The organism is Sphaerisporangium album (assembly GCF_003323745.1).
Classification (GTDB): Bacteria; Actinomycetota; Actinomycetes; order Streptosporangiales; family Streptosporangiaceae; genus Sphaerisporangium; species Sphaerisporangium album.
In genome coordinates this window covers 1-19,441 of record NZ_QOIL01000041.1, presented here as the reverse complement: position 1 = coordinate 19,441, position 19,441 = coordinate 1, and the positions used below count along the sequence as shown (strand labels likewise).

The 19,441-nt window shown below is 69.4% G+C and carries 19 protein-coding genes and 1 pseudogene; 13 read left to right on the top strand and 7 right to left on the bottom strand.

From position 1 onward, the window contains the following. On the top strand, positions 1–188 hold a 188-nt coding region (locus tag DQ384_RS39675), incomplete at its 5' end, for a methionine adenosyltransferase domain-containing protein (protein WP_181871698.1). Between the two features lie 16 nt (positions 189–204). Further along, positions 205–408, top strand: a pseudogene (locus DQ384_RS43480) (hypothetical protein); the annotation flags it as partial. A gap of 192 nt (positions 409–600) precedes the next feature. Here the strand turns inward: DQ384_RS43480 and DQ384_RS39665 are convergent. Then, positions 601–1,089, bottom strand: coding sequence for an anthrone oxygenase family protein (locus tag DQ384_RS39665; RefSeq protein ID WP_245967097.1), 489 nt, complete (start codon positions 1,087–1,089; stop codon positions 601–603). A 125-nt stretch (positions 1,090–1,214) separates the two neighbouring features. Between DQ384_RS39665 and DQ384_RS39660 the strand changes: the two genes are divergently transcribed. Further along, positions 1,215–2,177: an AraC family transcriptional regulator gene (locus DQ384_RS39660; protein WP_114034048.1), complete on the top strand. Its 963-nt coding sequence runs from the start codon at positions 1,215–1,217 to the stop codon at positions 2,175–2,177. A gap of 604 nt (positions 2,178–2,781) precedes the next feature. Then, a complete protein-coding gene (locus DQ384_RS39655) occupies positions 2,782–4,146 on the top strand; it encodes an FAD-binding oxidoreductase (protein ID WP_220183390.1) in 1,365 nt (454 codons plus the stop codon). Positions 4,147–4,162: 16 nt separating this feature from the next. Here DQ384_RS39655 and DQ384_RS39650 read toward each other — a convergent pair whose 3' ends face one another. From DQ384_RS39650 to DQ384_RS39635, 5 genes are all read right to left on the bottom strand, one after another. After that, positions 4,163–4,567: a hypothetical protein gene (locus tag DQ384_RS39650; RefSeq protein ID WP_114034043.1), complete on the bottom strand. Its 405-nt coding sequence runs from the start codon at positions 4,565–4,567 to the stop codon at positions 4,163–4,165. 61 nt (positions 4,568–4,628) lie between these two features. Continuing rightward, complete coding sequence (locus DQ384_RS41975; RefSeq protein ID WP_181871699.1) at positions 4,629–4,877, bottom strand: SRPBCC family protein; 249 nt, start codon at positions 4,875–4,877, stop codon at positions 4,629–4,631. A 48-nt stretch (positions 4,878–4,925) separates the two neighbouring features. After that, positions 4,926–5,372: an SRPBCC family protein gene (locus DQ384_RS39645; RefSeq protein WP_114034042.1), complete on the bottom strand. Its 447-nt coding sequence runs from the start codon at positions 5,370–5,372 to the stop codon at positions 4,926–4,928. After that, positions 5,369–6,700, bottom strand: a complete 1,332-nt coding sequence (locus tag DQ384_RS39640) for a carotenoid oxygenase family protein (protein ID WP_114034041.1) — start codon at positions 6,698–6,700, stop codon at positions 5,369–5,371. Before DQ384_RS39640 ends, DQ384_RS39645 begins: the two co-directional genes overlap by 4 nt. Next, positions 6,697–7,965 (bottom strand): MFS transporter, encoded by a 1,269-nt coding sequence (locus DQ384_RS39635; protein ID WP_181871697.1) that lies wholly within the window; start codon positions 7,963–7,965, stop codon positions 6,697–6,699. Before DQ384_RS39635 ends, DQ384_RS39640 begins: the two co-directional genes overlap by 4 nt. 85 nt (positions 7,966–8,050) lie before the next feature. Here DQ384_RS39635 and DQ384_RS39630 point away from each other — a divergent pair, with 85 nt between their 5' ends. Genes DQ384_RS39630 through DQ384_RS39625 form a run of 3 tightly spaced genes read left to right on the top strand, consistent with a single transcriptional unit; the run spans position 8,051 to position 12,725 of the window. After that, entirely contained in the window at positions 8,051–10,645 is a 2,595-nt protein-coding gene (locus tag DQ384_RS39630) for a helix-turn-helix transcriptional regulator (protein ID WP_114034039.1), read from the top strand. Positions 10,646–10,695: 50 nt separating this feature from the next. Beyond that, a complete protein-coding gene (locus DQ384_RS41970; protein ID WP_181871696.1) occupies positions 10,696–10,917 on the top strand; it encodes a hypothetical protein in 222 nt (73 codons plus the stop codon). An 8-nt stretch (positions 10,918–10,925) separates the two neighbouring features. Continuing rightward, positions 10,926–12,725: a multicopper oxidase family protein gene (locus DQ384_RS39625; RefSeq protein WP_181871695.1), complete on the top strand. Its 1,800-nt coding sequence runs from the start codon at positions 10,926–10,928 to the stop codon at positions 12,723–12,725. A gap of 21 nt (positions 12,726–12,746) precedes the next feature. Here DQ384_RS39625 and DQ384_RS39620 read toward each other — a convergent pair whose 3' ends face one another. Next, positions 12,747–13,352 carry a lantibiotic dehydratase C-terminal domain-containing protein gene (locus DQ384_RS39620; RefSeq protein WP_220183389.1) on the bottom strand — a complete coding sequence of 202 codons (606 nt, stop codon included), beginning with the start codon at positions 13,350–13,352 and terminating at the stop codon, positions 12,747–12,749. Positions 13,353–14,803: 1,451 nt separating this feature from the next. Between DQ384_RS39620 and DQ384_RS39615 the strand changes: the two genes are divergently transcribed. The 6 genes from DQ384_RS39615 (at position 14,804) to DQ384_RS40760 (ending at position 19,372) form a co-directional block, all read left to right on the top strand. After that, positions 14,804–15,796, top strand: a complete 993-nt coding sequence (locus DQ384_RS39615; protein WP_114034045.1) for an aldo/keto reductase family protein — start codon at positions 14,804–14,806, stop codon at positions 15,794–15,796. A 53-nt stretch (positions 15,797–15,849) separates the two neighbouring features. Further along, complete coding sequence (locus DQ384_RS39610; RefSeq protein WP_114034037.1) at positions 15,850–17,076, top strand: MFS transporter; 1,227 nt, start codon at positions 15,850–15,852, stop codon at positions 17,074–17,076. Then, the gene (locus DQ384_RS39605; RefSeq protein ID WP_114034036.1) at positions 17,073–17,756 is read left to right on the top strand and encodes a thiamine pyrophosphate-dependent enzyme; all 684 of its coding nucleotides are present in this window, start codon (positions 17,073–17,075) and stop codon (positions 17,754–17,756) included. Before DQ384_RS39610 ends, DQ384_RS39605 begins: the two co-directional genes overlap by 4 nt. Next, on the top strand, positions 17,756–18,655 hold the full coding sequence (locus DQ384_RS39600; RefSeq protein WP_342769501.1) for a transketolase family protein: 900 nt from the start codon (positions 17,756–17,758) through the stop codon (positions 18,653–18,655). Before DQ384_RS39605 ends, DQ384_RS39600 begins: the two co-directional genes overlap by 1 nt. Before the next feature lie 127 nt (positions 18,656–18,782). Beyond that, positions 18,783–18,908, top strand: a complete 126-nt coding sequence (locus DQ384_RS43905; RefSeq protein ID WP_281274201.1) for a hypothetical protein — start codon at positions 18,783–18,785, stop codon at positions 18,906–18,908. Positions 18,909–19,012: 104 nt separating this feature from the next. Then, complete coding sequence (locus DQ384_RS40760; protein WP_147269091.1) at positions 19,013–19,372, top strand: hypothetical protein; 360 nt, start codon at positions 19,013–19,015, stop codon at positions 19,370–19,372. Positions 19,373–19,441: the final 69 nt, after the last annotated feature.

Genomic DNA, 19,441 nt, shown 5'->3' with positions numbered 1-19,441 from the left:
AGGTCGAGGTGGCGAAGATCCAGGACGCGATCACGCGGGTGTTCGACCTGCGCCCGGCCGCGATCATCCGTGACCTGGACCTGCTGCGCCCGATCTACTCCCAGACCGCCGCCTACGGCCACTTCGGCCGCGACGAGTTCCCCTGGGAGTCCACCGACCGCGCCGAAGCGCTGCGCCAGGCCGTCTAGGAGAACACCGTGACCCGAGCGGGCCACGTTCATGGGGCAGTGGGGGCTGAAGGCGGCCCGGGGCGCGGGCGGGCCGTCGTATGAGGAGCTGGTGGAGACCGAGGGGCGGCCGCGGCTGCGGATGTGGCTGGAGCGGTTGCAGACCGAGAACCTGTTGCAGGCCGCGGTGGTGTACGGCTACTTCCCGTGTGTGTCCCGCGGCGACGACCTGATCATTCTGTCAGTTGCATCCCGAGCAGGCGACCTCCGCGATGATCGTTCACCACCCCGAAGCCTCGTACTTCAACGTCTGACACACCGCGCGGGACGCCGTGACCTCGCCGTCCTCGTTCTGGGCCGAGCACGGCGCTCCCGGCGTCCCGCGCGGGCGTCCGGACGCGACACGCGCGCGCGTCCGGGGCGGCGTCGCACCCTACCCGTACATGATCAGGGCCCAGGACAGGCACCCCAGCGCGGCCGTGGAGGCCATCGCGCGCACGACGTTCCAGCGGACCCACCTGGGCTCGAAGCGCCCGCGCACCGCCCCGGGGTCGGCGAGCCGCGCGGGATCCCCGGCCGCGTCCAGCTCGTTGTTCAGCGGGATGTGTATGGCGAAGGTGATCGCGAGCATCGCCCCGTACACCACGAGCGCGGCGGCGATCCACGGCAGCGCGGCGCGGTGCTCCTCGCCCAGGTGCAGCACCACCGCCGCAGCCGTGAGCAGCGGCGCGCCGGCGAACCCCGCGGCGAACCAGCCGTTCAGAATGACCACGTTGATCCGCTGCATCACCAGGATGTAGGTGCGGTCGTCCACCTGCCTCAGCGCGAGCATGACCGAGCACGCGTAGGCGTAGAACAGGCCCGCGACCAGTCCCGTGGTGATCGTCGCCGCGATCAGCACGGCCTGCCGTAACGCGTCCACCTTCGCCTCCTCATCACCCGGGCGCGCCCCGCGCGGCGCCCGGCCCTGCCATTCAAGCGGCCGCCCCCGTAGACGGGCCATGAGTGAGAAGCGCGGCCGCATGTTCGAGCGTCTACCGTGTGGTCATGGACGCACTCGCGAGCCTGCTGGACGGGCCGAGGGCCCGGGGGGCCTTCTTCATGCGTTCGATCATGACCCCGCCGTGGTCGTTCCGCGTCCAGGACCGTGCGCCGCTGACGCTGGTCGCCATGGTGCGCGGCGACGCGTGGGTGGTGCCCGGCACGGGCGCGCCGGTGCTCCTGCGCCCTGGGGACACCGCCGTCGTGCTCGGCCCCGAGCCGTACACGATGGCGGGGGACCCGGCCACGCCGCCGAGCATCGTCATCCATCCGGGGCAGCGCTGCACCACCCCCGAGGGCGAGCCGCTGGGCGACCTCATGGACCTCGGCGTCCGCACCTGGGGGGACAGTCGGGACGGGCCGGTCATGATGCTCACCGGCACCTACCAGATGCGCGGGGAGATCAGCGGGCGGCTGCTCGCGGCGCTGCCCGGCCTGCTGGTCCTGGCGGGCGACGCCTGGGACGGCCCCCTCGTCCCGCTGCTCGCCGCCGAGATCGTCAAGGACGAGCCGGGGCAGGAGGCCGTCCTGGACCGGCTGCTCGACCTGCTGCTGATCGCCGTCCTGCGCGCGTGGTTGGCCCGCGCGGGCGCCGGCGCCCCGGCCTGGTACCGCGCGTACGGCGACCCCGTGGTGGGCAGGACGCTGCGGTTCATGCACAACGCGCCCGAGCATCCGTGGACGGTCGCCGAGCTCGCCGCGCGGGCCGGCGTCTCGCGCGCGGCGCTGGCCCGGCGCTTCACCGGCCTCGTCGGTGAGCCGCCCATGGCGTACCTGACCGGATGGCGGCTGGACCTCGCCGCCGACCTGCTGCGCGAGACGGACGCGACCGTGGAGGCCGTGGCCCGGCGGGTGGGGTACGGCAGCTCGTTCGCGCTGAGCACCGCGTTCAAGCGGGTGCGCGGCGTCAGCCCCCGCGACCACCGCGCCGCCGCCGCCGTCTCACCCGGCCGGGCGGCCGCCGAATAACCGTTGTCAAGGGCGCGGTCACGGTGCGCAGGCGAATCGCCATCATAAATGAAAATACGAGCCATCCGATATCGCGATTCTTTTCCGAGGACGCCGGGCGCCGGTGGGCGGATGCCGATCTTCGGCCGAATTTCGTTCGGAATTGAGGGGGCCCAGAACGATCGCCGCGAACGGCCGTGCCCGTGCCGCCGGAGAACTGCCGCGACCGGATTCACCCGCCGCCCCTGGGCAAAGCCCCTTGCGGACGCCGGTTTGGTCGGCCTATGGTTGCCACACCGAAACGATTCGGTAACCGGGGAACGGGCCCGAAGGGCCGAGAGCTCGACCACGTGTCATCACGGGGATGACACCGCCGAATGGGCGGAGACGGCCAACGGCCGATCGGTGTCCATTCAGGCGGCGTATGTGGGATGCCGGCCGTCCGCGAGAGCCCGGCATTCGTCGTCCGGCCCGTTCACGGCCGGAGTTCCCGCGCGGATTCGCACGGCTGTCATGACCCGGGTGACCATCCGTCGCGCCGATGTGCCGTGAACCAGTGAATCGCCTGTGCGCCCGGTCGCCTCGCCGGAAGGCGCGACCAGGGACGTGGAGCCTAGGGAACGCCATGGACACGACCGACCATCGCCGGAGCTGGCTGGGCCCCGGCGACCCCGGCTACGACGCGGCCCGCGCCGTGTGGAACGGCCTGTACGACCGCCGGCCCGCGTTCGTCGCCCGCTGCCGCACCGCCGCCGACGTCAGCGCGGCCCTGCGGCACGCCGCCGACGAGTCCCTGGAGGTGACCGTCCGGGGAGGCGGTCACGGCGTCGCCGGGACGGCCGTCGCCGACGGAACCCTCCTGATCGACCTGTCGCCGATGCGCGCGGTCACCGTCGACCCCGTGGCCCGGGTGGCGCACGCGGCGGGCGGATGCCTGGTGGGCGACGTCGACGCCGCGACCGCGCCGCACGGGCTGGCCTGCCCGCTCGGGGCCGCCCCGCGGACCGGGCTCGGCGGCCTCGCCCTCGGCGGCGGGTACGGATGGCTGGCCCGCAGATGGGGTCTGACCTGCGACCACATCGAGGCGGCGGAGGTCGTCCTGGCCGACGGGTCCATCGTCGAGGCCACCGAGGACCGCCACCCCGACCTGCTGTGGGCGCTGCGCGGCGGCGGCGGCAACTTCGGCGTCGTCACCCGCTTCACCCTGCGCCTGCGCCCGGTGGGCCCGGTCCATCACCAGGTCGCGGTGTACCCGATGAAGGAGGCGGCGGCCGCGCTGGCCGCCTACCGGGCGTTCGCCGGGCACCAGCCGCGCGACCTGCGCACCGTCGGGTCGTTCCGGCACGCCGGCCGGCAGGAGTGGATCCCCGCCCGGCTGCGCGGGGCTCCCGCGCTCTTCCTCACCGCCGCCTGGTCCGGCGACCCGGCGGACGGCCCGGCCGCCACCACGCCGCTGTTCGGCACCGCCCCGCCCGCCGGCGTGCTCGCCCGGGTCATGTCCCACGCCGACCTCCAGGCCCTCGGCGACGGCGGTGAGCCGTCCGGGCACCGGTACTTCGTCCGTTCGTCCTACCTGGACGACCTTCCCCCGGGCGCGGCTGTCCGGTTCACCGACGCCGTCCGCGAGATGCCCTCGCCGCTCTCGTCGATCGGCTTCGAGTACCTGCGGGGCGCCGTCACCGACGTCCCCGACGAGGATTCCGCGTTCCCGCGCAGGGACGCCGCGTACATGTGCACCGTCTCGGCGCAGTGGACCGCCCCCGGGGGCGACGCGGAGAACATCGCCTGGGCGCGCCGGGCGGCGGACCGGGTGAAGCCGTTCGCCACGCGCGGCGGGTACGTGAACCACCTGCAGGACGTCCGGGAGGGGAAGGTCCTGGAGGTGTACGGGACCGCGCGCCACCGGCGGCTGGCGGTCGTGAAGAAGGCCTACGACCCCGGCAACGTCCTGCGCCACAACCACAACATCCCGCCCGCCGCCGACCGGTGACGGCCGGGAGCGCCGGTCAGGGCTGGTCGACCAGCAGGCTGTAGGTGCCGGTGAGGGTGTGCCGCGAGATGGTGCCGGCGCGCACCCGGGAGGCCGGGCGCAGGAAGCCCGGCTTGCAGTTCTCGCCGGAGTAGATGATGGCGTCGGCGTTGGTGCCGTTGGTCACCGTGACCAGGCTCAGCAGCGGGAAGCGGGGCAGGACGTAGCAGCCGGGCTTGGGGCGGACGAGCTTGGTGCGGGGCAGGCGGTCGGTCTCCACGAGAAGCTCGCCGACCGCGTTCTCGTCCCCGCGCCCGGCCGCGTGCCGGGGGCCGGGCCCGCTACCGGGCGCGGCGTCGGCCGCCGTGGCCGGCCACGGGGCCGCGAGGGTCAGGGGCGCGGCGGCGAGCAGGACGGTGAGGGTGGTCAGGGCACGTCGCATGGCATTCTCCTCGGCCGTTGATCTTCACCGTCCCCTATCGTAACCGAGAGTGACGATTCGATCACCGAGGTCGCCCGTGCAGGCGAGTGGCCAGCCGTCCGAGGTGGTCCCGCCAGGCGGCCAGCGTCGTCGCCCGTTCGCCCGGCGGGCAGGTGTGCGTGAGCACGAGCCGCGCGCCGTGGCCGGTCCCCTCGCCGAGCTCCCAGCGGACCCGCCCGGACGGCGTGTCGTACTCCAGCAGGTGGGCGGCTTGACCTCGGCGATGCCCGTCGCCGGAACCCCGCCACCGTGAACCCCGCGGGCGGAGCACTGACGCTGCCCGCCGAGCATGGTGGTCGGCGGGCAGCGTCAGCCGGGTTCAGCGGGATGTGCTCTCGGCGGCCTGCTTGAGGTAGGCCAGCCAGGCGGTGAGTGACGCCTCGAGGGAGGCCCGCATGCCGTCCCGGTCGGCGCGGACCGGTTCGCCGTCCCACGACTCCGCGGTCTGGACGAAGGTCTGCCCGTCCCGTTCGGTGAAGGTCCACTCGTGGACGCCCGTGATTCCGTGGGCCGGCCCGCCCCAGAGGATGCGCCGTCCGGGCTCGATGGCGTAGACGGTGGAGTCGATGTCCAGGCCGAAGGTGCTCCAGCGGAACACCGATCCCACGGCGAGCGGGCCTTCGGCAGAGGCCGCGGTGATGTCGGCCTGCCACGACGTCCAGGAGTTCACGTCGGTGTGCAGGTCCCAGACCCGCGACGGCGGGGCGTCGATGAGGGTGTCGAGCCGGACGACGACGGCGGCCGCGGTGTTGATGTTGGTGGTCACTTGTGGTCCTCGATCCAGTGGCCGTGGATGCCGGCGGGCACCCTGCGGGGGAGTTCGACGGTGGCGATGGTGGCGAGGTCTCCCGCGTCCAGGACGAGGAGCTGGGAGGCGTCCGCCTTGAGGTCGCTGACGATGGTGAGCAGGTAGCCGTCGTCCTCGTCGCCCCCGCCTTCCGCCGGGACGAAGACGGCCTCGCCGGGCATGCGGTCCCGGCCGTGGCCGAGCAGTTGCTGCCGGCCGGTGACGGTGTCGAACTTGACGGTCGAGTAGCCGTCGAGGCCGGCGCCGGGAAAGGCGATGGCGTAGCTGTAGCGGTTGTACGACCCGGTGTGGGCGTCGTTGATGGAGGGGAATTCCGTGGCCAGGTCGTCGAGCGCCTCCTCGCGCGCCGTGCCGGTGGCCGGGTCGAGGATCCAGCGGTGGAACGTGGAGCCGGCGTCGGGGCTGACGCCGTAGCCGGGCGCGCCTGTCCACCACTTCCAGGAGTTCTCCCAGGACGAGCGGTCGTAGCGGGGCCCTTCGAGCACGATGCGGCCCTCGGTGTCGACGTAGGAGTTGGTGACGTGCAGGATGGCTCCCTGCTCCACCTCGAACCACGTGACCTCGGTGTCTCCCGCGCGGCGCAGGACGCCGATGCGCAGCGGTACGTCGTCGTGCCACTTGTAGGGGATGCCGGAGTGCTCGGAGTGATCGAAGACGACCGGCGAGTTGATGAAGACCGCGTGGTCGCGGGTGATGGCGAAGTCGTGCATGAGCGAGGGCCCGGAGCCGTCGATCACCGAGGTGCGGATGATCTGACCGGAGGCGTCGGCGACGTGGTAGGTCAGGTAGGGCGGGAAGGGGCTGTAGGAGAAGAAGTGCAGCTCGCCGGTGACGGGGTCCTCCTTCGGGTGGGCCGTCATCGCGCTGGTGAGCTTGCCGCCGAAGTCGTAGACGCCGACGGTGTCCAGCTCGGCGGTCACCTCCCAGGGCAGGTTGGCCTCCTGCAGGGCCAGGTACCGGCCGCCGTGGAAGATGATGTTGGTGGCGGCGGCGGAGACCTCCAGCTCGGTGCCGGTGAACGGCACGCCGTCCAGGAACGGGGTCTTCACCCAGCGGTTGCGGTACCACTCGGCTCGCCCGCCGGCCAGGCGGACGCCGTGCAGCATGCCCTCGCCGCGGAACCAGTGACCGGGGGTGACGCCCGGCTTGGGATTGTGGCCGTTGCGGAAGTAGCGGCCGTTGAGCTCGGGCGGCAAAGTGCCGTGCACGGTCAGCTCGTGGGCGGTGATCTCGTCGGTGACCGGCGTGAAGTGCCCGGTCAGGTACGGCTTGGGCAGGTCTTTCATGAGAGTGTCGCCTTTCCGAGGAGAAGGAGGGTGATGAGGGCGCAGGCCAGGAAGGCCGCGCCGTAGGAGGGAAGAAGGGTCAGGAAGGCCAGGCCGACGGCGCCGCCGATCTGGCGGGTGGCGTTGAGGAGCCCGCCGGCCAGGCCGCTGTCCGTGGCGGGCACGCCCGCCGAGGCCAGGGCGGTGAGCTTGACGAAGGCCACGCCGAGTCCGGCACCGACCAGCAGGGACGGGCCGAGCAGGTCCACCAGGAAGGTGCCGTCCGCGGGGGTGCGGGCCAGCCAGGCCAGTCCCGCCGCGAGCAGGGCCAGGCCCGCGGGGAGTACGGCACGGCCGCGCAGCCTGGGTGTCGCCCAGGACGCCATCGTGATCATGAGGGCGAGCGGTAGCTGGGTGAGCCCCGCTTCGAGCGGTGTGAACCCGAGCTCCCGCTGCTGGTAGAGCGGCAGGTAGTAGAACAGGCCGAGCCAGACCGCGCCGAGCAGCGCCATGAGCACGTTCGCGCGGGCCACGATCCGCATGCGCGAGGGCAGCAGTGGGTCGGGCGAGCGGCGTTGCAGCAGCACGAACACGCACAGGAGGAGCAAGCCCGCGGCGATGAAGGGCCAGTTCCCCGACAGGCCGTAGGCCAGGGCCACCAGCCCGCCGGTGACCGTCACCGACCCTGGCAGGTCGAGCCGCCCGCCCCGAGGAGGGGAGGCATCGACCAGGAGCCAGGTGGCCGCCAGGACGGCGAGCGCCACGGGGGCCATGACGAAGAAGATCGAGCGCCAGCCGTACAGGCCGGTGAGCAGCCCGCCGAGCAGGACGCCGGCCGCTCCTCCCGCACCGGAGACCGCGCCCCACACGCCGAGTGCGGTGCCCCGGGCGGCGCCCTGGTACCGGGTCAGCACCAGCGCGAGCGCGGTCGGCGCCAGCAGCGCGGCGCCCACGCCCTGCGACGCCCTGGCCACGATCAGGGTCACGGCGTCCGGCGCGATGGCGGCGCCCAGCGACGACAGCGCGAACAGGCCGGTGCCGATCAGAAAGACGCGGCGCAGGCCGTACACGTCGCCGGAGCGGCCGCCGAGGAGCAGCAGCGCGCCGAAGACCAGCACGTAGGCATTGATCACCCACGCCAGCCCGGCAGCCGACAAGCCGAGACCGTTGCGGATCTCGGGAAGGGCCACGTTCACGATCGAGGTACTCAGCACGACGAGGAACTGGGCTGTGGCCAGGACTCCCAGGGGCTTCCAGCCGGTCCTGGTGGCGGGGGCGCTGCTCATGGCTCGACCTTCGCAGCGGCGGCCGGACGCTCGCGTCGGTAGGTTTCGCCTATACGGCCACCTATGCGGCATCATCGGGGAATCTATGGAGACGCTGGTCGGCCGCGAGGCTGAGATCGAACGGCTGGACGCCCTCGTGGAGGCGGCCAGACAGGGACGCGGCGGCGCGCTGGCGGTGTGCGGGGAGCCCGGCATGGGCAAGAGCACGCTGCTGCGCCGACTCGCCGAGAGGGCATCGGGGTTCCTGGTCGTCCAGGCCTCGGGCGCGGAGTTCGAGATCGAGCTGCCCTTCGCCGCGTTGCACCAGGTCTGCATGCCGATGCTCGGCCGCCTGGAGGAACTGCCGCCGCCGCACCGCCGCGCCCTGGAGATCGCCTTCGGCCTGGCCACCGGCCCCGTCGACCCCTTCCTGGTCGGGGTCGCGACGCTGGGGCTGATGGCCGAGACCGCACGAGGACGGCCCCTGCTCTGCCTCATCGACGACGCGCAGTGGCTGGACGACGTGTCGGCCAAGGCACTGGCGTTCCTGGCGCGCAGGATCGCCGACGAGCCGGTGGCCCTGGTGTTCGCCACCCGGGAGGCCGGTTTCGGGACCGTGCCGGGACTGACGGTCGGCAGGCTGCGTGAGAGCGAGGCCAGGACACTGCTGGCCCAGGCCGTCCGGGCACCGCTGGACGAGCGGGTCCGCGACCGCATCCTGGCCGAGTCGCGTGGCAACCCCCTCGCCTTGCTGGAACTGCCCAGGAGCGCGGGTCTGGCCGGGATGGCAGGCGGCTTCGACGTGCCCGCTCCCGACGTGATCGAGCAGAGTTTCCGTGTACGGCTGGCCCTGCTGCCGCCGCGGGCCAGGCTGCTGGTGACCGTCGCCGCCGCCGACCCGGTCGGCGATCCCGGACTGCTGTGGCGCGCGGCCGACCTGCTGGGCATCGAGCGCGCGGCGACGGCCGAGGCCGGGGAACTGGTGGAGTTCGGCACCCGGATCCGCTTCAGCCACCCGCTCGCCCGATCGGCCGCCTACGCGGCCGCTCCCCCGGAGGAGCGCAGGCGGGCCCACGCGGCACTGGCCGAGGCGACCGACCCGGTGGCCGACCCCGACCGCCGGGCCTGGCACCACGCCCAGGCGGCGATCGGTCCGGACGAGGAGGTGGCCGCGGCCCTGATGCGGTCGGCGGCCCGGGCGCAGGCCAGAGGCGGGGTGGCGGCGGCCGCGGCCTTCCTGAGGCGGGCCGCCACCCTCACCCCCGATCCCGCCCTGCGCGTCGACCGGGTGCTCGCCGCCGCCGAGGCCGAGCTCTCGGCCGGTGCGTTCGACGCCGCCGCCGAGCTGCTCTCCACGGCGGAGACGTCCTCGCTCGACGGGGACCTGCCGGCCAGGATCGACCTGTTGCGGGGCAGGCTCTCCTTCGTCCGCCACCGGGGCGGCGAGCAGCCGACCGCCTACCTGCTGCGGGCCGCGGAGCGGCTGGCGAGCGCCGATCGCTACCTGGACGCGATGGAGATGGGGCTCCTCCTCGGCGACCTCGGCCCTGTGGTGCAGGCGGCCAGGACCGCCACCGTGGAAGGCCCGGTGCTGGAGGGCGTGATCCGGCTGACCACGCAGGGACATCGGGCCGGCGCCGAGCTCCTGCTGCCCGTCCTCGCGGACGCGGCGGCCTGGAGCGCCCGCCCGTCACTCGGCTTCATGCTGGCCGCCGAACTGTGGGCCTACGACGCCATGCGCGGTATCGCCGAGCACGTCACCACGGCCGGTCGCGAGTCGGGCTCCTTCCACATGCTGCCCATCGGGCTGGCCATGCAGGCCTCCGCGGTCGCGCACGCGGGCGAGTTCGGCGCGGCCATGGAGATGATCTCCGAGGAGGAGGCCATCGCCGAGGCCACGGGCGCGGCCCCCTTGGTCTACCCGCGCATCCACCTGGCCGCGCTGCGTGGCCGCCGGGCGGAGGCCTTCGAGCTGTTCGCCAAGGTCGATCCGCGGATGACCCTCAGCGTCCAGTGGGCGGCGGCCGTTCTCCACAACGGGCTGGGCAACTACCAGGCCGCGTTGGAAGCCGCGCGGACCGCCGTCGCGCACGGGCACCTCGGCATGTCGGGGCTGGCCCTGCCGGAGCTGGTGGAGGCGGCCGTGCGCTGCGGCGCGCCGGCCATCGCCGAGAGCGCCCTGGCCGACCTGAGCGAACGAACCCAGGCGAGCGGGGACGCGTGGGGGCTGGGCGTGGCGGCGTACGCGCGGGCGCTGGTCACCGGCGACGAGGAGGCCTACCGCGAGGCGATCGACCACCTCGACGGTGGCCGCCCGGCGGTCAGCCGGGCCCGTGCGCACCTGCTGTACGGGGAGTGGCTGCGCCGGCAGGGCCGGCGACGTGAGGCCCGCGAGCACCTGCGCACCGCGCACGAGGCGCTGACGGGCATGGGGGCCGAGGCCTTCGCCGAGCGCGCCGCGGGCGAACTGCGCGCCACCGGCGAACAGGCTCGCAGCCGCTCGTCGCAGGCTTCCGAACAGCTCACCGTGCAGGAAGTGCACATCGCGCGGCTGGTCGCCGACGGCGCCACCTCCAAGGAGGTCGCGGCCACGCTGTTCCTCAGCCCCAGGACCGTGGACGCCCACCTGCGCAACATCTTCCGCAAGCTCGGGCTCACCTCGCGTAGGCAATTGCGCGACCTGGCCGACATCCGGGGATAGGCAGGTTCTACCGACGCGAGCGGCGTGGCTCTGACGAGAGCGTATGAGCCATGACGATCAACGACATCACTCAAGAAACCGCCACAGAAGAGACCATCGCCGAAAAGGCCGAGAAGCCGGCCAACACCAAGAAGAAGAGCAAGGCGAAGCGTCGCGCGGCCAAAGCCCTGGCCTGGTTCGCCCTGCTCATCACCGCGGGTCTGGTCCTGGCCGAGCCGTGGCTGCTGGTCCCTGCCGTCCTCCTGCTCGCCGCGATCGCGCTCTGGGACTGACGGCCACCATGTTCGAGCCCCTCTTCCTCACCGACATGCTCCTGGCCTTCTCCGTCATGATCGCCGCGGCGATCCTCGGATGGAGGCCGGGGCGGTGGGTGCTGTACGGCGCGGCCGCCCTGGTAGCCGCCCGCCTGATCGTGTCCATGCTCCTGTTCTTGGGCGGCCCGCAGCTGGCGGGCACCCGTCTCCTCCTCCAGCTTCCGCTTGCCGTACTCCCTCTGACGGTCGCCTTCGTCTGGCCCGTGGCCGCCGCCAGGCGCGTGGCGGCGGTGGGGGTGGCACTGTCGGCACTGTGGTTGTTCATCCCGTACGCCCAGGAGGAGACGCTGCTCACCCTGGCCCTCTCCCTGGCGGCGATGGGGGCGACCTGGGCACTGACCGCCAGGCGCGGCCCCTGGGCCACGCTCGGTTTCGTGGCTGCTCCAGCCGCGGTGCTGTTCCTGGCCTACCAGGCCAACGTGGCGGTGCCCATGGGTTCGCACGGCCACCATGCGGAGACGGCGGCCGTTTCCACGAGCGTCACCGCGTTGGCCGGCCCACGTGACCGCGCCCCTGACGTCCGCACCACGCTCACCGCCGCGCACGGCAAGGTCACGCTGGGCTCCGGCCGCCAGATCGACGCCCTGACCTTCAACGGCCGGTCACCCGGCCCGCAGATCCGGGTGCGCAAGGGCCAATTGCTCGAGGTCACGCTCCGCAACACCGACGTCGAGGAGGGCGTCACCCTCCACTGGCACGGCGTGGACGTGCCCAACGCGGAGGACGGCGTCCCCGGCGTCACCCAGGAGGCCGTGCGGCCCGGCGGGACACATGTCTACCGCTTCGTTCCCGACCGGGCGGGCACCTTCTGGTACCACACGCACCGCGACTCCTCCCTGACCATCGAACGAGGCCTGTTCGGCTCGCTGATCGTCGAGGACGAACAGGTGCCCAAGGCCGTCGAGAAGATCATCTTCACCCATCTCTGGCCGGGAACCGACGACCCGATCGCCGCCTTCGACACCGCCGACCGACCAGCCCGCCAGGTCATCGCCGCGGGCGAACCGGTCCTCCTGCGCCTCATCAACAGTTCGGAGGAGCCACACCGCCTCCACCTCGGCGGCACGCCGTACACCGTGGCCGCCATCGACGGCAACACCATCCCCGGCGCCACCCCCATGACCCCGGGCACCGACCTGCTTCTGGCCGCCGGCGGCCGCTTCGACGTGGCCTTCACCATGCCGGCCGGCGCCGTGACCGTGTCCATCGACGTCAACGAGATCCCCAACACCGCCGCGCTGGCCTTCAGCCCGGACGGCTCCGCCGCCCCGGCCAAGCTCGGCACCGGACCGCTGTTCGACCCGTTGCGGTACGGGACGGCGGGGCCGGTGGAGAAGGTCACCCACGATCGCACCTACGAGGTCAGGCTGGACGACGGCTTCGGGTTCGCCCAGGGCTCCTTCACCTACGTCAGCAGCTCGATCAACGGCAGGCTCTACCCTGCGGTACCCACGCTGGTGGTGGCCGAGGGCGAGCGGGTCAAGGTTCGCATCGTGAACCGCAGCCTGATCGACCACCCCATGCACCTGCACGGGCACGGCGTCCGGGTCCTGTCCCGCAACGGCACCGCCGCCGCGGGCACCTGGCGGACCGACTCGCTCAACGTCGCACCGGGCGAGATCTTCGAGATCGACTTCACCGCCGACAACCCGGGCATCTGGATGGACCATTGCCACAACTTCAAGCACGCCGCCGACGGCATGGTCATGCACCTGGCCTACGCGGGGATCACCTCGCCCTTCGAGGAAGCCCACATTCCGGAGTAACACCCTTCGAGCTCTCGAAGGTCAGGTGAAGATCACTTCCCTTGCGGCCTTCGCGAGGCTCGCCTGGAACTGTCGGGGAAGGCCGAGGCGGTTCCGGTGGAAGATCACCAGGTGGGCGCAGACGGATCGGATTCCCCGGGTGAGGACGCCTTCGTCCGAGAGGACCCGGAGTTCTTGACCGGTTCGTTCGAAGGCGGTGAGCCAGTCATCGGCGAACGCCAGTGAGGTCGCGCGCAGAGCTGTTCGACGCGGGCTTCGAAGCACTTGCGCAGCCCGTGCGGTGTGGCGATGGTGGCCGCGTACTTGCGGGCCATCTTCGACACCGACGAGCGGTGCTTGTTGGCCAGCGTCATCAGCATCGAGGTCTCCATGACCCATTGCAGCCGGGCGAGTCGGAAGACGTCGCCCGGCCAGCAGGTAGTACTGGACGATGCCGCGGTACTCGGAGCCGAAGGTGCTGATGATGACGTGGTCGTCTTGGTTCAGCAGTTCGGGCCGACGCGTGGGTTTGCCGCGCTTCATGTACTGGGCCTCGTTGGCAACAACCACCGGGCGGGGGACACGTAGACCGATCGTTTCGTTGACGGAGCGCCGTCTACCGGAGATCTTGCGGTCGTTGTGGTGCACGGTGATGTCGTAGCCGAGGAACCTCGCCGCGTTGGTGCGGGCGTGCGTGATGAGCGTCTTGTCCGGTGACAGTCCCAGCTTGAGGTCGTCACGCAGGAAATGTGCCAGGCGCTCTTTATTTCCTCTGCTTCTGCTTTTGGTCCGGCGAACCCGAGGAGGGTGTCGTCGGCATAGCGCACATACCTCAGCCGCCGATAGCCGGGATCCTGCGGATCCAGACTGGGAATGCTGTGGAGTTGCTTGCGCAGCTTGCGCACTGCCTTGCGGTCGTCGCGTTTGCTCGCGCGCTGTATCGCGCCCGATATTCGGTAGAAGGCGCGATTGCCTTTCCTGACTTTTCCTCGAGTGTATTGAGGGATCAGAGTCTGCTCGACAAATTCGCCCAACTTGTGCAGGTAGATGTTGGACAGGATGGGGGAAACGACTCCGCCTTGCGGACTGCCGCTGTGCGTGGCATTCCAGATCCAGTCCTCCATGTACCCGGCCTTCAGCACGTTCCCCATCAGCCGCAGAAACCGGTTATCATGGATCTTCTCGCCCAGGATTTGGAGCATGACCGCGTGGTCGAGCCCGGAGGTGAGACCCCTCCGGGCCACCCGACCTTCTATGCGCGACCAAACCACCCATCCGCAACGAGTCCGTGGCCTGCCCGTTCAGGATGAAAAGGGCTCACTTCGCGATAACCATGTGATTCACCGCACAGCTCACATTTCTGCCCAAATCGAACTAAAGGAACTAATCTAGCAGAACCGCACGCACTAGTGGATCTTGATAGAGGCGGAAGGCGAGAGGCTCCAACGGCGAAGAGGCCCGGAGTAATACTCGGGCATCTTCGGACGATAGCGGGTTCAGCTTTGCAGGCAGTGGAAGGTGGCCTTTCGGGTGCATTAGAAAGTCATGCTGAGAGATGTTCCAGGCGTGTGCGCCAGCCATGAGTAGGCAGGGAAAGGGTTGCGGCGGCGCACAGCTGGCTAGGGTGGTCGGGCGAGGGATCCTGGCGTGGGGAAGCGCTGGGGCCCCTCGCCGGCTTTCGGGGTGAAGTCTCGGCGTCGGCTGCGCTGCTGGATCTGTACGCGGTGGCCTGTGACGCCACCGGTAGGCCCTCGGGCGGCGCGAGCGGCGACGCGATATTCAGTACAGGAGGGTGTCCGCGCGGTTGTTCAAGGCGCCATACACGTTCCGGATGATGATCGTGCTCGGCTTCTGATTCATCTTCTACATCGGCCTTCGTTCTGAAGCTCGGGGAGGCGGCGACATTGAGTCGGCTGAGCGTACGGACCAGGGGCTGGATACTCTCCGACATCGGCTGACCACTACGCAAAATATGACACTTGACACACGTGCTAAACATGTGAAAAACATGGAGTCTGATCACATTCGACCCATAGGTGGCGCGCACGGGGAACTGCACGCAAACCATCTGGACCGAGATCACCGACGGGGGCGCTCGAATGAGGTACCGCACGCTGGGAAGAAGCGGTCTCAAGGTCAGTGAGATCGCGTACGGGAACTGGATCAACCGCTCCGAGCGGGCGGCGGCCCACGTGGCCAGAACCGCCCACGCTCACGGCATCACCACGTTCGACACCGCCGATGTGTACGGCGGGACTCGGGCCGAAGTCGTCCTGGGCGTCGCTCTTTCCGGCATACGACGGGAATCCGTGGAGATCTGCACGAAGGTCCACGCCCGCGTCGGACCTGGCCCGAACGACCGGGGGCTGTCACGCAAGCACATCATGGAAGCCGCGAACGGCTCGCTGAAACGGCTGAAGACCGACTACATCGATCTCTACCAGGCCCACCGCTACGACGTGGAGACCCCGCTCCACGAGACGCTCCGCGCGTTCGACGATCTCGTCAGACAAGGCAAGGTGCTCTACGTTGGTGTCTCGGAGTGGACCGCCGGACAGATCGCCGATGCGCTGGAGATCGCGCGACAACTAGGGCTCGACCGGATCGTCGCCAACCAGCCGCAGTACAACATGGTGTGGCGGGTCATCGACGCCGAAGTGGGGCCGCTGTGCGAGAAGGAGGGAATCGGCCAGTTGGCCTGGTCGCCGCTGGCACAGGGGCTGTTGACCGGTAAGTACCTGCCCGGCCGCCCCCCGCCCGACGACTCGCGGGCAGGCGGCCCGGCCGCCACCCAGTTCGCCTCCGGCGCGCTCGCCGATGACGTACTCGATCGCATCGCCCAACTGCGGCCGGTGGCCGCCGATCTCGGAGTTTCGATGTCGCAACTGGCGATTGCCTGGGTGCTGCGCAATCCGAACGTGTCGGCGGCGATCGTAGGTGCGAGCACTCCGGAACAGATCACCGAGAACGCCGCTGCCTCCGGCGTCGACCTCGACGACGAGGTGGCCCGTGTCATCGACGCCATACTCGATCCGATCATCGAAAGAGATCCGTTGCGGACTCCGGCGAACCCCGACGACTACCGCCGCTGAGCCCTCACCCACGGGACGTAGGAGACATCATCTTTCGACACGTCGCCGCGTCGGTGATTCCCCCCGTGCCCTTTCGGTTGCTGGGACTCGTTCATTTGTCCTTCGCCGTGGGTCGAGGGATGTACCTGAGCGGCAACATCATCTACTTCACGACCGTAAGCGGGCTCTCGGCGACAGACGTCGGGTTCGGAATATCCGGTGCGGCTCTTTCGGGCTTCATCGCGTCACTGACATTCGGCTCCCTGTCGGACCGGGTTGGCGCCAAGCGTGTGCTCGCACTTCTGATCACGCTGCAGTCGGGGGGATACGCGCTCTACCCGGCGGTTCCGGAGATCATCCCGTTCTACGCGCTGATCGTCGTGATGGGATTCATCGAGTTCGGCGTGGGACCGGCACTGGGCGCTCTCGTGGGATCGATGACGCCCCCCGAGGAGCGCGTGCGGATTCGAGCGGTGCTGCATGCGGTGTTCAACATCGGCTTCAGCGTCGGCAGCGGCTTCTCGGCGATGGTGCTTCTCGGGGGTGACGGACTGCTGCGCGTGTTCCCATGGATCTGCAGCGCGCTGCTGCTGCTGGCCGTTGTACTCACTCTGCGGTTGCCCGGGGGAAAGGGGCGGATTGAGACAAGCGGGGCACGTGTGTTCGGCGCGCTACGGGACCTGCGGTTCGTCACCGTCACCGCGTTGTCCACACCGCTGGCGCTGCACTCGTCGATCATTTTCGTGGCCCTGCCCCTGTGGGCGATCAATCACACGAAGATGCCTGCCGCGTTGGTGCCATTGCTTCTTGTCGCCAACGCCATCTTCACGGTGTTGTTCCAAGTGGCCGCGAGCCGTAGGGCAGCGACGGTATACGGCGCCGCCCGGCTTGCGGGCCGATCAGCCATGTGGCTGGCGGCGGCCTGCGCCGTAGCAGCGTCCGCCGTGTACGGCGACGCGCTCGTCGCGACGGTCGTTATCAGCATCGCGATGTTGTTGTTCACGGTCGCGGAGTTGCAGCAGGCAGCCTCGGGCTGGGGGCTGGCCCATGGACTGGCCCCCGAGCGCGCCCAGGGCGAGTATCTCGGCACCTTCAATCTGCACATGGTCACTCAGGGAGTGCTGGGGCCCGGCCTGGTCTCAGCTCTGATCATGTCGTACAAGGGCTGGGGCTGGGCTGCCATCGCTGCGCTGGTCTTCTGCGCCGGGCTCGCGATCGTCCCGGCCGCGGACACGGCTGCTCGCAAAAGGTTCGCCGACGCGGGGGACACGCTCATCCGACGAACGGAACACACATCATGACGGAGAAGCCTGGATTCGACGAACTGCCGGCGCTGATCGCCAGCATGACCGGCGACGAGAAACACTTCCACGCCGCCATGTCGACGCTTGACGTGTTGTGGGTGCTTTACACGCGGGTGCTCCGGGTGACTCCAGCGATGGAAGAGGGCCGCGACCGCTTCTACTTGTCCAAGGGGCACGGCCCGATGGCGTACTACGCGACTCTGGCCGCGACAGGGTTCCTAGATCCCGCCGAGTTCCAGCGGTTCGGAGCCTTTCACTCCCCTTTGGGCCACCACCCGGACCGGGTGTTGGTGCCCGGTGTGGAGATCTCCAGCGGATCACTCGGCCACGGACTACCGCTGGCCGTTGGCACTGCGCTCGGGCTCCGGGCCCAGGGCCGGAGCGAACCGGCCATCTGGGTACTCGTCGGAGATGGCGAACTGGATGAGGGCTCCAATCACGAGGCCATCGCTTATGCCGGTCGGGCCCGTCTCGACCAGTTGAACGTGGTGCTGGTGGACAACGCGTCGGCCACCCACGGTTGGCCAGGTGGCCCGGAGTCACGGTTCGCCGTCGAGGGCTGGTCCACGATGCGGGTGAACGGCCGCGACCACGACGCGCTGGAAACCGCCTTCACCACTCCGCACGCGGGGCGTCCCCACCTCGTCGTGGCCGAGGTGGCAGAGGGAGGATCTTGATGGCAGGAGTCATGCGTGAACGATTCGCCGAAGTGATGACGGAACTGCTCGGCGAGGACGAACGCTTGGTGCTCATACTGGCCGATCTCAGCGTCGGCCTCTTCGAGAAGGCCCGGCTCGAACACCCCGACAGGTGCCTCAATCTGGGTATCAGGGAACAACTGCTCATCAGCGTCGCCGGCGGCATGGCGCTCGCCGGGATACGGCCCGTCGTGCACAGCTTTGCGCCGTTCCTGATCGAGCGTCCCTTCGAGCAGATCAAGCTCGATCTCAATCATCAGGATGTCGGGGCGGTGCTGGTCAGCGCGGGCGCCTCCTACGACATCGCCAGCGGCGGCCGATCCCACCAGGCACCGGGGGATATCGCGCTGCTAGACACCCTGCCCGACTGGACGGTCCACGTTCCCGGCCATCCTGACGAGGCCGAGATCCACCTGCGAGAGGCGGTGATGGGCGACGGACGCGTCTATCTCCGCCTGTCCAACCAATCGAACGAACGATCCTATGCCGCGGCCCACGGCTTTCGGGTGCTACGTGAGGGCGGCTCCGGCACGGTCATCGCGATCGGCCCCATGGCCGATGCGACCCTCATGGCGACGGAAGGCCTGGACGTCACCGTCCTGTACGCGGCCACCATCCGGCCCTTCGACACGGCCGGCCTCAGAGCCTCGCTGCTGAAGCAGAAGGATGCGGCGGTCGTCATCGTTGAACCCTATTTGGCCGGCACGTCGCTCACTCATATCACCACCGGACTACCCGACATTCCACATCGCGCGCTCGGGCTGGGGGTCGGCCTGGTCGAGTTACGAAATTACGGCACCCCTCGACAGCACGCGATCGCACACGGACTCGGCACCGCAGGAATCCGGCGCAGCGTGGCTTCATTTTTCTCCCTCTAAGGAGGGAACATAATTGTCGACCAAAAGTCACAGATCCAGCAAAATAGTCCTTGATGTCCCCCGCAATTGATGTTAGCGTAATTCTTGTAGGGGATATTCCGGAAAGTCGACACGGAAGGGAATTCGCATGTCTGTGATCCGCAAACTGCAGGCCACCGACGAGGAGCAGCTCATCGCGGCGGCGGATGACGAGCTCAGCGAGCTGTCCGACCACTCCCGCCCGATGCTGGTGAACAACATCAACGAGGCCTGACGGCCTTCCTGGGAGCGGCGGAATACGCCGCTCCCAGGAGCGTTCATTTCGGCACCGGCAATGAATGGTCTACGCGTCTGCATGCACCGTCCGAAGGATCGCCCGTGGGCAACGCACATCCACTTACCCGGCTGCTCGAAGAGGTCGATATCGCCGGGACTTACTGGAACAAGCAACACGGATTGTTCAAGAATGCCTGTCCCACTGAAGGCCTGTTCGACGAAGCGGAAATCCAGCGCATTCTCGACACCGGCCTGCTGCGCTGGCCTTATTTCTCCATCTTGAAAGAGGGTCAGCTGCCAGGGGTGGGTTCGTTCACCCGTACGAGAATGGTCGCCGGCCGGCCGGTCGGTGGTTTCGCCGACGCGACGAAGGTACGTGGGCACCTGGCGGACGGCGCCACCATGAGCCCATTTCACCGTGATGCTGCAGGTCACAGGGTGGCGACAGATCCGTTGTCTTGATCGAGAAGTAAAGAAGCCTCTGGTAGAAGGGTTGTCGACCAAGATCAACCATCACCAGAGGCTCGCATG